Origin of the sequence: Streptomyces colonosanans, assembly GCF_001866645.1 — a bacterium.
GTDB lineage: Bacteria > Actinomycetota > Actinomycetes > Streptomycetales > Streptomycetaceae > Streptomyces > Streptomyces colonosanans.
The window spans coordinates 22,649-34,900 of the sequence record NZ_MLYP01000037.1 but is presented as its reverse complement, the minus strand read 5'-3'; the positions used below and the strand labels follow the sequence as shown (position 1 = coordinate 34,900).

At 67.9% G+C, this 12,252-nt stretch carries 15 protein-coding genes; 14 read left to right on the top strand and 1 reads right to left on the bottom strand.

Annotated features, from left to right (window positions below; all coding sequences use genetic code 11):
• Positions 1 to 49 precede the first annotated feature (49 nt).
• From BIV24_RS13535 to prcA, 4 genes are all read left to right on the top strand, one after another.
• Positions 50 to 268: a ubiquitin-like protein Pup gene (locus BIV24_RS13535; protein ID WP_020939002.1), complete on the top strand. Its 219-nt coding sequence runs from the start codon at positions 50 to 52 to the stop codon at positions 266 to 268.
• A 120-nt stretch (positions 269 to 388) separates the two neighbouring features.
• The gene (locus BIV24_RS31830; protein ID WP_079168247.1) at positions 389 to 901 is read left to right on the top strand and encodes an endonuclease domain-containing protein; all 513 of its coding nucleotides are present in this window, start codon (positions 389 to 391) and stop codon (positions 899 to 901) included.
• Positions 853 to 1,695 (top strand): proteasome subunit beta, encoded by an 843-nt coding sequence (prcB, locus tag BIV24_RS13530; protein ID WP_071366524.1) that lies wholly within the window; start codon positions 853 to 855, stop codon positions 1,693 to 1,695. The genes BIV24_RS31830 and prcB overlap by 49 nt, the downstream gene beginning before the upstream one ends.
• Before the next feature lie 61 nt (positions 1,696 to 1,756).
• Positions 1,757 to 2,509: a proteasome subunit alpha gene (prcA, locus tag BIV24_RS13525; RefSeq protein WP_071366523.1), complete on the top strand. Its 753-nt coding sequence runs from the start codon at positions 1,757 to 1,759 to the stop codon at positions 2,507 to 2,509.
• Positions 2,510 to 2,587: 78 nt separating this feature from the next.
• Here prcA and BIV24_RS13520 read toward each other — a convergent pair whose 3' ends face one another.
• Positions 2,588 to 3,598, bottom strand: a complete 1,011-nt coding sequence (locus tag BIV24_RS13520; protein ID WP_071366522.1) for a LacI family DNA-binding transcriptional regulator — start codon at positions 3,596 to 3,598, stop codon at positions 2,588 to 2,590.
• A 128-nt stretch (positions 3,599 to 3,726) separates the two neighbouring features.
• Between BIV24_RS13520 and BIV24_RS13515 the strand changes: the two genes are divergently transcribed.
• The 10 genes from BIV24_RS13515 (at position 3,727) to tatC (ending at position 12,171) form a co-directional block, all read left to right on the top strand.
• Entirely contained in the window at positions 3,727 to 4,986 is a 1,260-nt protein-coding gene (locus BIV24_RS13515) for an MFS transporter (RefSeq protein WP_071366521.1), read from the top strand.
• 9 nt (positions 4,987 to 4,995) lie between these two features.
• Positions 4,996 to 6,357, top strand: coding sequence for a Pup--protein ligase (gene pafA, locus BIV24_RS13510; RefSeq protein WP_071366520.1), 1,362 nt, complete (start codon positions 4,996 to 4,998; stop codon positions 6,355 to 6,357).
• A 128-nt stretch (positions 6,358 to 6,485) separates the two neighbouring features.
• Entirely contained in the window at positions 6,486 to 7,490 is a 1,005-nt protein-coding gene (locus BIV24_RS13505; protein ID WP_071366519.1) for an FKBP-type peptidyl-prolyl cis-trans isomerase, read from the top strand.
• A gap of 70 nt (positions 7,491 to 7,560) precedes the next feature.
• Entirely contained in the window at positions 7,561 to 7,932 is a 372-nt protein-coding gene (locus tag BIV24_RS13500; protein WP_071366518.1) for an FKBP-type peptidyl-prolyl cis-trans isomerase, read from the top strand.
• A 180-nt stretch (positions 7,933 to 8,112) separates the two neighbouring features.
• A complete protein-coding gene (locus BIV24_RS13495) occupies positions 8,113 to 9,090 on the top strand; it encodes a helix-turn-helix transcriptional regulator (RefSeq protein WP_071366517.1) in 978 nt (325 codons plus the stop codon).
• Positions 9,091 to 9,107: 17 nt separating this feature from the next.
• On the top strand, positions 9,108 to 10,145 hold the full coding sequence (locus BIV24_RS13490) for a helix-turn-helix transcriptional regulator (protein ID WP_071366516.1): 1,038 nt from the start codon (positions 9,108 to 9,110) through the stop codon (positions 10,143 to 10,145).
• Positions 10,142 to 10,435: a hypothetical protein gene (locus BIV24_RS13485; protein WP_071366515.1), complete on the top strand. Its 294-nt coding sequence runs from the start codon at positions 10,142 to 10,144 to the stop codon at positions 10,433 to 10,435. Before BIV24_RS13490 ends, BIV24_RS13485 begins: the two co-directional genes overlap by 4 nt.
• A 10-nt stretch (positions 10,436 to 10,445) precedes the next feature.
• Complete coding sequence (locus BIV24_RS13480) at positions 10,446 to 10,640, top strand: hypothetical protein (RefSeq protein WP_071366592.1); 195 nt, start codon at positions 10,446 to 10,448, stop codon at positions 10,638 to 10,640.
• Between the two features lie 254 nt (positions 10,641 to 10,894).
• Positions 10,895 to 11,179 carry a Sec-independent protein translocase subunit TatA gene (gene tatA, locus BIV24_RS13475; RefSeq protein ID WP_071366514.1) on the top strand — a complete coding sequence of 95 codons (285 nt, stop codon included), beginning with the start codon at positions 10,895 to 10,897 and terminating at the stop codon, positions 11,177 to 11,179.
• A gap of 47 nt (positions 11,180 to 11,226) precedes the next feature.
• Positions 11,227 to 12,171, top strand: coding sequence for a twin-arginine translocase subunit TatC (gene tatC, locus BIV24_RS13470; RefSeq protein ID WP_177198710.1), 945 nt, complete (start codon positions 11,227 to 11,229; stop codon positions 12,169 to 12,171).
• The last annotated feature ends 81 nt before the right edge of the window (positions 12,172 to 12,252 follow it).

Genomic DNA, 12,252 nt, shown 5'->3' with positions numbered 1-12,252 from the left:
TCGGCGGGAATGCCGACCATGTCGGGCGAACTGAGCGGGGTGAGGGTTTATGGCGACCAAGGACACCGGCGGCGGGCAGCAGAAGGCGACGCGCTCCACTGAGGAGGTCGAGGAGCAGGCGCAGGACGCGCAGGCTTCCGAGGACCTCAAGGAGCGGCACGAGAAATTGTCGGATGACGTGGACTCGGTTCTCGACGAAATCGATGACGTACTCGAAGAGAACGCCGAGGATTTCGTGAGGTCCTTCGTTCAGAAGGGCGGAGAGTGATTTCACCTTAGATTCGAAGGTGAAGTCGGGGGTCTCCTGGTGAGCGAAGAGCGAACTTTGCGACGCTGCTCGCGGTGCAAGCGGCACCTCCTGCGGGCAGCGTTCGCCAGTAACAAGTCCATGCCTGATGGCCTCCAGGCGTACTGCAAGGAGTGCTCCGCTGAGTACCACCGGCAGCGCCAGGAGGCCAAGGGCAAGAAGGTTCGGGTCAGGATTGCTGTCCCACAAGACCACAAGCGGTGCCCGCAGTGCGGAGAAGTGAAGCCGCATGCGCAGTGGGAGCGCAACAAATCCTCGTCGGATGGCTGGGCGAGCTACTGCCGTGAGTGCCGTGCCGAGCGCAATCGGATCAGCTATTTCAAACGAAAGTACGGTCTCACCCCGGCGGAGTTGGACGAGCTGATCGCAGGGCAGCGGGGTGTTTGCTGTATCTGTCTTGCTGCCCCGGCCGAGCATGTGGACCACTGCCACGAGACGGGTAGGGTCCGTGGCGTACTGTGCTTCAGCTGCAACGCCGCACTGGGGCAGTTCAAGGATCGGCCCGACATCATAAGGCGGGCTGCGACATACGTGGAAGGAAACGCGTGGAAGCCAACCCTCGTGGCACCGGGCGTCTACCGGCTGCCTTCCTGACGCCCGGGTCGTCGTCCTTCATGGACTTCCTGTCGGAGCACCAGCCCGAGCTGCTGCCCGGCAAGCGGCAGCTGCCCGCTCAGGGTGTGATCGAGGCCCCGCACGGCACCACGATCGTGGCCACGACGTTCCCGGGGGGCGTCGTGCTCGCGGGTGACCGGCGGGCGACCATGGGCAATGTGATTGCGCAGCGGGACATCGAGAAGGTGTTCCCGGCGGACGAGTACTCGGCGGTCGGTATCGCCGGTACGGCGGGTATCGCCGTGGAGATGGTGAAGCTGTTCCAGCTGGAGCTGGAGCACTTCGAGAAGGTCGAGGGCGCTCGGCTTTCGCTGGAGGGCAAGGCGAATCGCCTGTCGACCATGATCCGCTCCAACCTCGGCATGGCCATGCAGGGCTTGGCGGTGGTGCCTATCTTCGCCGGTTATGACCTGGACCGTGGCAAGGGTCGCGTTTTCTCCTATGACGTGACGGGTGGCCGTTCCGAGGAGCATGGCTTCGCGGCCACGGGCTCCGGCTCGATCTTCGCGCGCGGCGCCATGAAGAAGCTTTTCCGTGAGGATCTGACCGAGGACCAGGCCACGACCCTGGTGGTCCAGGCCCTGTACGACGCGGCGGACGACGACTCGGCGACCGGTGGTCCCGATGTCGCGCGCCGGATCTATCCGATCGTCACCGTGATCACCGAGGACGGTTTCCGCCGGCTCACCGAGGAGGAGTCCTCCGGGATCGCTCGTGCGGTTCTGGAGCGGCGCCTGGAGCAGCCCGACGGCCCGAGGGCCGCCCTGCTCTGACGGCGGGCCCGGTGATTGTCAGGGTGATCGTGTGACTTCGACAGAAAGGGATGGGTAACCGGTGTCGACGCCGTTCTATGTCTCCCCCCAGCAGGCCATGGCCGACCGGGCGGAGTACGCCCGTAAGGGCATCGCGCGCGGCCGCAGCCTGGTCGTGATGCAGTACGCCGACGGCATCGTGTTCGTCGGTGAGAACCCGTCCCGTGCACTGCACAAGTTCAGCGAGATCTATGACCGGATCGGTTTCGCGGCCGCCGGTAAGTACAACGAGTACGAGAACCTGCGCATCGGTGGTGTCCGCTATGCGGATCTGCGGGGCTATACGTACGACCGTGACGATGTGACCGCGCGTGGTCTTGCGAACGTGTATGCCCAGACGTTGGGCACCATCTTCTCGAGTGCGGCTGAGAAGCCGTACGAGGTGGAGCTGGTGGTGGCCGAGGTGGGGGAGACCCCGGAGGGCGACCAGATCTACCGGCTGCCGCATGACGGGTCGATCGTGGACGAGCACGGTTCGGTCGCGGTGGGTGGCAATGCGGAGCAGATCAGCGGTTTCCTGGATCAGCGCCATCGGGACGGTATGACGCTGGCCGAGGCGTTGAAGCTGGCCGTGCAGGCGCTGTCGCGGGATACGAACGGCAGTGAGCGGGAGATCCCGGCGGAGCGTCTGGAGGTTGCGGTGCTGGACCGTACGCGTCCGCAGCAGCGTAAGTTCAAGCGCATCGTGGGTCGTCAGCTGTCTCGTCTGCTGGCGGGGGATGGTGCGGCGGCTGCTTCGGATGAGGGGGAGGAGTCCTCGGCGTCCGAGGAGTGATCTCCTGCCTTGCCCGTTCCGTGTGCGCCCCGGCCGTCTTCGGTCGGGGCGCGCGGTGTTGTGGGGGAGTGTGCGTGGCTATCGAGGTGGGGCGGTGGAGCCGCGTACGACCAGTTCCACCGGGATGTCGCCTTCTGTGGGTGTGCGGCCGTTCAGGACGGCGAGGAGGGCTTCCATGCCGCGTTGGCCGAAGAGTTCGGCGTCCAGGCGGACGGTCGTGAGTTCGGGGTCGATGGCGGTGGCGAGGGTGAGGTCGTCGAAGCCGGTGACGGAGAGGTCGTCGGGGATGCGTAGGCCGAGGCGGCGGGCGGCTTTGTAGGCGCCGGCGGCCAGTTTGTCGTCGTCGCAGACGAGGGCGGTGGGGCGGGGGCCGGGGGTGGTGAGGGCGGCTTCGGCGGCGGTGCGGGCGTCTTCGACGGAGATCGGTGCGTGGGTGGTGCGGAGGGTGGTTCCCGGTACCTCGGCGAGGCGTGCGGCCAGTTCGCGTGCTCGTGTCTCGAAGGTCCAGGAGGGGATGTCCGCGGCGAGGTGGAGGAAGCGGCGGTGGCCCTGCGCCAGGAGGTGGTGTGCCACTTGTCGGGCGCCGTCGGCGATGTCGAGGTTGACGGTTGCCGCGCCCAGGCTGCCGTGTGGGTCGCTGTCGAGCATGACGAGGGGCAGTCGGTCGCCGCGGATCGCGGTGAGGGCGTCCGCGGCCATGGAGGAGGCGATGACGCCGTCCAGTGCGGCCTGGGCGGAGTGGAAGGGGTCTTTGGCGGGGCCGACGCCTTGGGGGGAGGGGTAGAGGACGACGCCGAAGCCGTGTTCGGCGGCGACTCGGGCGGCGCCGGTGTAGACGCCGGCGAAGAATTCGGTGGTGAGTGCGGGTACTACGAGGAGGATGGTGCGGGTGTGGCCGAGGCGCAGGTTGCGTGCGGCGAGGTTGGGCCGGTAGTCGAGTTCTCTTGCGGCTTGCCGGACGCGTTCGGCGGTGGTCTCGGAGACGCGGCCGCGCCATTTGTCGCCGAGGACCAGGGACACGGCGGCCTGTGAGACCCCGGCGGCCTGGGCGACATCGCGGCTAGTGGGTCGCGTGCTACCTCGTGCCACCGTCGACCTGCTCCTTCGTCTGGACTCGCGGACAGCGCACATGGTACGTATGACAGCGTTAGTTATACGTAAAACTTCGTGTGTCGTCGGCACGAAGAAGTGCGAAGAGGCACCGAGAAGGGTGGGGTATGGCCGCCGGATACCTGGAGATCCTCAGGGCGAGGCATGTCGCTCGCCTGCTCGTCGGGACGCTTGTGGGCCGGCTGCCGAACGCCATCGCGGCGATCGCCATCGTGCTGTTCGTCCGCGCGGAGGGGGGTACCTACAGCCTGGCCGGGGCGCTGGCCGCGGTGTACGGGGTGGCCAACGCCGTGGGGCAGCCGCTGCTGGGCCGGCTTGTCGACCTGCACGGCCAGCCGCGCGTCCAGCTGCCCGCCGCGCTGGTCTCCGCGCTGGCCATGACCGTGTTCGCTCTTACGGGTCTCGAGCCGCTTCCGCAGGCGTATGCGGCCGTGGTGGTCGCGGGGCTGTTCACGCCGCCCCTGGAGGGCGGTCTGCGGGCCCTCTGGCCTGATGTGCTGCGCCGGGAGGAGCAGGTGCACACGGCGTACGCGATGGACGCAGTGGCTCAGGAGGTGATGTTCACCGTCGGCCCGTTGCTGGTGACCGTGTGCGTGTCTCTGTGGTCCGCTCAGGTCGCGCTCGTCGTGCTCAATGCCGTCGGTGTGCTGGGGGCGCTTGTCGTGGTCCTCGCGCCGCCGTCGCGCGCGTGGCGCTCGGCGCCGCGTGAGGCGCACTGGCTCGGTGCCCTGCGCTCGCCGGGGCTGATCGCGCTCCTCGGCGCGTTCCTGTTCGTCGGGGTCGCGCTCGGTTCCATCGCGGTCGCGGCCGTGTCGTATGCCGACGGCCATGGCGGGAACGCAGTGTACGGCTGGCTGATGGCCGCCCTGGGGCTCGGTGCGCTCGTCGGCGGGACCGTGTACGGGGCGCGGCGGTGGAGTGGCACACCGGAGCGGCGGCTGCGTGTGCTGGTGGCGCTGTTGGCGTTGTGTTATCTGCCGTTGATGCTCATGCCTGGTGTGGTCGCCATGGTGGTGCTGGCGGTGCTGGCGGGGGTCTTCCTGGCGCCGTGCATCGCCTGTGCGTTCATCATCGTCGACCGGCACGCGCCGAGCGGTACGGTCACGGAGGCGTTCTCCTGGCTGGTGACGACGTTCACGGTGGGTGCGTCGGTGGGTACGGGTGTTGCGGGTCCGGTCGTCCAGGCGGGCGGTGCCTTGTGGGGTTTCGCCGTGCCGGGTGCGGCGGGGGCTGTGTCCCTGCTGGTGTTGCTGGCCACCGGGCGGGTGCTTGCTGCTCCCGTTGAGGGTGGGGTGGTTGCGGCTTCCTCGGAAAATGATCCGAACCGTGCTGTCGAACCCCGTTTCAGCTCAGGGGATCGGGCGTAATGTTCAGTCATGGACCGCCGCATTTTCGGGCTGGAGAACGAGTACGGCGTCACGTGCACGTTCAGGGGACAGCGCCGCCTGTCGCCTGACGAGGTGGCGCGGTACCTCTTCCGCCGTGTCGTGTCATGGGGCCGTAGCAGCAATGTCTTTCTGCGCAACGGTGCCCGCCTGTATCTCGACGTGGGTTCGCATCCGGAATATGCGACACCCGAATGTGACAACGTGACGGAGCTTGTCACCCACGACAAGGCCGGTGAGCGCATTCTCGAGGGGCTCCTGGTCGACGCCGAGCGTCGTCTGCATGAGGAGGGAATCGCGGGTGACGTCTACCTCTTCAAGAACAACACGGATTCGGCGGGCAACTCCTATGGTTGCCATGAGAACTATCTGGTGGCCCGGCATGGGGAGTTCTCCCGGCTCGCGGACATCCTGATTCCGTTCCTGGTCACCCGGCAGTTGCTGTGCGGTGCGGGCAAGGTGCTGCAGACGCCGCGGGGTGCTGTCTACTGCGTCAGTCAGCGGGCCGAGCACATCTGGGAGGGCGTCAGCTCGGCGACCACCCGTTCCCGGCCGATCATCAACACGCGTGATGAGCCGCACGCGGATGCGGAGCGCTACCGCCGTCTGCATGTCATCGTGGGCGACTCGAACATGTCGGAGACGACGATGCTGCTCAAGGTCGGGGCGACCGACCTGGTGCTGCGGATGATCGAGGCGGGCACGGTGATGCGTGATCTGACCCTGGAGAACCCGATCCGGGCGATCCGCGAGGTCAGTCATGACATCACGGGCCGCCGCAAGGTGCGTCTGGCCAGTGGCCGTGAGGCCTCGGCTCTGGAGGTGCAGCGGGAGTACTACGAGAAGGCCGTGGACTTCTGTGAGCGCCGGGGGATCCGTACCGGCACGGTCGAGCGGGTCCTGGAGTTGTGGGGCCGCACGCTGGACGCGATCGAGACCGAGGATCTGGACCGGGTCGATACCGAAATCGACTGGGTGATGAAGTACAAGCTCATCGAGCGGTACCGCGCGAAGCACAACATGACGATGTCGCATCCGCGGGTTGCGCAGATAGACCTCGCGTACCACGACATCCATCGTCGCCGTGGCCTGTACTACCTGCTGGAGAAGAGGGGGCAAGTCACCCGGATCTGCAACGACTTGAAGATCTTTGAGGGCAAGTCGGTTCCTCCGCAGACCACTCGGGCCCGGCTGCGCGGTGACTTCATCCGGCGTGCGCAGGAACAGCGTCGCGATTTCACGGTCGACTGGGTGCATCTCAAGCTCAACGACCAGGCGCAGCGCACGGTGTTGTGCAAGGACCCGTTCCGTTCGGTGGACGACCGGGTGGAGAAGTTGATCGCTGGAATGTGAGGCATGCGTTTCGCGGCCATCGCCGGAACGCAACGCGGGCGCCGTACGTTTACCGTGCGGCGCCCTTCTCTCGCCGTAGAGTTGCGCGCACGCCATCCATCAAGATCGACCGATACGAGGCTCTCATCGTGCGCCGACGCTCCCTCCTCCTTGCCGCCGTGCCTGCCGGACTGGTCACGCTCGCCGGATGCGGCGACGACAAGTCCGGCCGGGGCAAGGCGGATACCAGCTCGTCTCCCTCGGCCACGGCCGGGTCCGCCCCCCCGTCGCCGAAGATCGTCGAGGGGCCGCTGCCGGCGATCACCGCGGGCACCGGGTTCGGTCAGAAGCCGACCGTGGCCAAGGGCAGTGGCTCCCCGTCGAAGGATCTGGCGGTGAAGACGGTGATCGCGGGCGGTGGCCGGTCGGTCGCCGAGAACGACTTCATCCAGGCGCACTATCTGGGCCAGATCTGGGACACGGCGAAGGTCTTCGACAACTCCTACGACCGTAAGACGCCGCTGCTGATCCAGCTTCGCCAGGGCGGCATCATCGACGGGTGGCGCTATGGCCTCGTGGGGAAGAAGACGGGCAGCCGGGTGCTGATGTCCGTGCCTCCGACCTGGGGGTACGGCCCTCAGGGCAATCCTCAGGGGGGCATCAAGGGGACCGACACGCTGGTCTTCGTGGTCGACATCGAGAACACGTTCAACGGCAGGAGTTCCGCCAAGGGGAAGGATGTCGCGCAGGACGACGCCGACCTGCCGAAGGTGGGTACCAACACCGACGGCAAGGCTCCGTCTGTCGACGTGCCGAAGGCGAAGGCGCCGAGCGGTCTGGTCGCGCGCTACATCATCGAGGGTGACGGTCCAAAGGTGGCGGCGGACAGCACGGTCCTGGTGCAGTACAAGGGCGTTCTGTGGGACACCGGCAAGGAGTTCGACTCCACGTACGGCCGGAAGCAGCTGACCGCGTTCTCGTTGCAGCAGGTCGTCAAGGGCTGGGCCCAGGGGCTGACCGGCAAGAAGGTGGGCAGCCGTGTGCTCGTCGTCGTCCCGCCGAAGCTGGGGTACGGGGACAACCCGCCTGCCGGCGGCGATATCAAGAAGGACTCCACGCTGGTCTTCTCCGTGGACATTCTGGCGAAGATGTAACCCGTGCGGGGATGTGAGAGTGTCGGTGGTGCCGTAATGGCCCCAACACGAGCAAGCAGGAGCTTTTGACGTGAGCATCGAGAAGCCCGAGATCGACTTCCCGGGTGGCGAGCCCCCGGCCGACCTCGAGATCAAGGACATCTGGGAGGGCGACGGTGCCGTGGCGCAGGCGGGCCAGACTGTCACCGTCCACTACGTGGGTGTCGCCTTCAGCACGGGTGAGGAGTTCGACGCCAGCTGGAACCGTGGTACTCCCTTCCGCTTCCCGCTGGGCGGCGGCCGGGTCATCCAGGGCTGGGACCTGGGCGTGCAGGGCATGAAGGTCGGCGGCCGCCGCCAGCTGACCATCCCGGCCCACCTCGCCTACGGCAACCAGAGCCCGACCCCGGCGATCAAGCCCGGTGAGACCCTGATCTTCGTGGTGGACCTGGTCGCGGTCTGATCGTCGTACGGGATCCGCAAGGATCTCTCTGACGTCGGTCGGGTCGCCGTTCGGGATCCGACCGGAATCGATCACGTGGGGCCCATGCCTGTCCGGGCGTGGGCCCTCGGCTTTTGCCGCGACGCGTGCGGGGGGTACGGTCATCGATCGTAAGCACCAGAGGGAAGGTGAAGGGCGTCGATGGCCATTGCCAAGGCCGAGCGGCTGATGAACCTGGCGCTGTGTCTGCTCGGGACGCGGCGCCCGCTCAGCAAGCGTGAGCTGCGTGAGTCCATCGAGGCCTATGTCGAGGCCTTCGGTCCGGAGAAAAGCGCCACCGGGTCCGGTGACTCCTTCAACCGGATGTTCGAGCGCGACAAGGATGACCTGCGCGAGCTGGGTCTGGTCATCGAGACCGTGGAGAACCTGGACGGCGAGGTCGGTTATCTGGCTCGTCGTGACAGCAACCGCCTTCCGCCCATCACTTTGGACGCGGAGGAGGCCGCCGCCCTCGGTCTGGCCGCCAAGGTGTGGCAGCAGGCCCGCCTCGCCGGTGCCGCGAGCGGTGCTCTGCAGAAGCTGCGCGCAGCCGGCCTGCCCGAGGACGTCGACCCGTACGAGGCCCATGGCGCTCTGGAGCCGCGCATCCCCGTGCACGAGGTCGCCTTCGAACCGCTGATGCTGGCCTGCCGAGACCGCCGCCCCGTCGTCTTCGACTACCGCAAGGCCACCGCCGCCCGCCCCGAGTCGCGCCATGTCGAACCCTGGGCGCTGGAGTGCTGGCGTGGGCACTGGTACCTGGCCGGCTGGGACCGCGACCGCGGTGCCGAGCGTGTCTTCCGGCTTTCCCGGATCACCGGCAGGGTGCGTACGCGCCCCGGCAGCTTCACCGCGGAGGTGCCCGATGTGGTGACCGTCCGCGAGACCGTTGCCGGCTGGGCCGGCGAGACCGCTGACCGTTCGGCCCGGATCCGGTTGCGCGCGGGCGCGGGGTACCCCCTTCGAGCGAAGGCCACTGCCGTACGGGAACTCGGTGACGGCTGGGACGAGTTGGAAATTCCCTACGGACACGGCCTCGATGCCTGGCTGGTCGAGTTCGGGCCCGACGTCGTGGTGCTGGAGCCCGCCGAGCTTCGTGCCGACGTGGTGGACCGACTGCGCGCTGTGGCCAAGGGCTGAGGGAAAGAGGGACGACAGTGGCAGGCAAAGCGGCCAGGCCCGCGAACGCCATCGACCAGACCCGGCGGATGCTGTCCCTGGTGACGTATCTGCGGGAGCGTCCTGGTGCGCGCGTAGAGGATGTGGCCCGGGCGTTCGGAATCAGTGAGGACGAGCTGGTCTCGGACCTCGATGTGCTGCCCATGTGCGGCACCAGTTTCCGCGGCGGGGACCTGCTCGACATCGACACCGACGGCGAGCACATCTGGTGGCACAATCCGGCCGCCCTGGGGGCGGACGCGGCCGAGCCGCTGCGTCTGGCTGCCGACGAGGCCACCGCGCTGCTGGTCGCCGCTCGGGCCGTCGCCACCCTGCCGGGCCTTCGGGAGAGTGACCGTCAGGCGCTGCTGCGGGCCACCGCCAAGGTGGAGACGGCCGCCGGGGAGGCCGCGGGCGCGAGTTCCCGCCTCTCGGTGACCTTCGAGTCCGAGGGCGGTGTCTTCGCGGACGTCGACCGGGCCATCTCCGAGCGCCGCCGTCTGTGGATCCGCTACTACTCGCCGGCCCGCGACGAGGTCACCGAGCGTGAGATCGACCCGATCCGCCTGGTCAGCGTCGGGCACACCTATGTGGAGGCGTGGTGCCGCCGCTCCGAGGCGCGCCGTACCTTCCGGCTGGACCGGGTCGCCGAGATCAGGATCCTCGACGAGCCGTCGGCGCCGCCGGAGGTCGAGCTGCGTGATCTGTCCGAGGGGCTCGTCCAGCCCGCCGCGGAGGACCCCGAGGTGGTGGTCGAGGTCGGGCCGGCCGGGCGCTGGGTCGCCGAGTACTACCCGCACGACAGCGCGGACGAGCTGCCGGACGGCGGACTGCGCATCGCCTTGCGGACCCCCGACCCGGCCTCGCTCAGACGTCTGGCACTGCGCCTGGGCCGAGACGGGCGGATCGTCGCGCCGCGCGAGCTGGCCGACAGCGCCCGGCGGGCGGCCTGCGAGGCCCTGGCGGCGTACGAAGACGTCGAAGCCGCGGAGGGAGCCGCGGGCGGGGCGGATGACAGGCGGGAGCAGGGTCTGTGAGCGAGTCGGCGTCGTCCGGTGCGCCGGGGATGTCGGTGGCGGCCGCGTTCGCCGGGATGCGGAACGTGGCCCCGGTGGTGTTCCGGGCGGGCTGCCCCGACTGCCGCGCCCGCTTGGAGCTCGCGGCGAGCGCGCTGCGCCTGGCCATCGGTGCCAGCAGCCGCACCACCTTCTACTCCTTCACCTGCCCCGAGTGCGGCGCCGGGGTCCGTAAACCGGCCGGCGAGCGGATCGTCGAGCTGCTCACCGGCGGTGGGGTCAGGACACTGCGCCTGCACTCGACCCTCTAGTCTCATGGGCATGTTCTGGCCGATGTTCGCGGTAGCCGCGGGGTTCCTGGGTCTTTCCGTTCTCGGTGTGTTCGCCGTCCGGGTCTTCGTGGAGGCGCGGCGCCTGGGGCTGCAGGTCTCGGAGTCGGCGCACCGTATCAACCGGGCTGCCGAGGATCTGGAGCGGGCGGCCGTGAGCGCCACCCGGTCCGCGGAGTCGCTGTGAGCGAGCGCAAGGGGCGCCTGGTGTGTCCCTGGGCCAAGCGGTTTGGGGGCCTCGCCCTGTCACCCACCCGTTTCCGCCAGGTACGCTGCTGGTCGCGGCCCGGATAGGAGGCGCGGTCCGCAGAGCAGGAGTACGCGCAGGGATTGTTTCGCATTCACCCCTGGGCGTTACGATCGCTGCCAACATGATGGTCGGACACCTGTCCGATCGGTCGGATGGCCCGCCGCCCCGCCTCAGTGAGAAGGTGAAGTCTTATGTTCCGCAACGCACTTGAGCCGTGGCACCTGGTGCTCCTGGTTCTGGTGGTCGTCCTCGTGTTCGGCTCGAAGAAGCTTCCGGACATGGCACGGTCGCTCGGCAAGTCCGCGCGGATCCTCAAGAGCGAGGCCAAGGCGATGAAGGACGACAGCAAGTCGTCCGCCCCGACCGCTCAGCAGGCCGAGGAGCAGCCCACGGCTCAGCGTACGATCCAGGCCTCGCCCGGCGACACGACCAGCTCCCGGCCGGTCAAGGAGCCGAACGACACGACCCAGGGCTGACTCGAGGTCCGGAGACTCCGGTCCGCTGCACGAGATGAGGACGTGGGTTGACCAAGCCTGCCCGCAACACGGAGAAGGATCCCGAGGGGCGGATGCCGCTCGCGGAGCACCTGCGTGAGCTGCGCAACCGGCTCGCGAAGGGTGTGCTGGCGATCATCGTCATCACGATCGTGGCCGCCTTCTTCTACAAGGACATCATCAACTTCATCACCAAGCCGGTGCTGAGCTCGGTGGGATGTTCGCAGTCCTTCGACGAACTGGCGAAGTCGTCGAAGGATGTCACCTGCGCGCGGATCACGATCAACGGTCTGCTGGCGCCGTTCACGCTGGCGCTGAAGGTGTCGTTGATGGCCGGCATCGTGATGGCGGCACCGGTGTGGCTCTACCAGCTGTGGGCGTTCGTCGCGCCGGGCATGCACCGCCACGAGAAGAAGTACGCCTACGCGTTTGTCGCGTTCGGTTTCCCGCTCTTCCTCGGCGGCGGGTTCCTCGCCTACAACGTGCTGCCCACGACGGCGAAGGTGCTGATCGACTTCACGCCGTCCGGTGTCGACAACCTGCTGCCGCTGGATGATCTGCTCGACCTGGTCACGCGCATGGTGGTGGTCTTCGGTCTGGCCTTCGAGATGCCGTTGCTGCTGGTCATGCTCAACTTCACCGGCATCCTGTCCGGCAAGCGCATGCTCGGCTGGTGGCGGGGCATGATCGTCGGCATCACGGCGTTCGCGGCCGTGGCCACACCCAGCACCGATCCGCTGACGATGCTGGCACTGGCCGCGCCGATCTGGGCGCTGTTCTTCGTGGCGGTGGGTCTGTCGATGTTCAACGACCGGCGCAGGGCCCGTCGTGAGGCCGAGGGGCCCGGGGACGACGAGGCCTCGGTGCTGGACCTCACACCCGAGGACATCGGCGAGGTCGAGTCCGTGGCCGCGAGCCGCGCCTCCGAGCTGCCGGGCCCGGATCATGTGAACGGCTACGACGACGTGACCTGACCGGTTCCGGTCACTGATGGTGCGAGAGGCGGCCGCGTCCCCTGGGACGCGGCCGCCTCTCGTTGCCGTTGTCCACGTTCC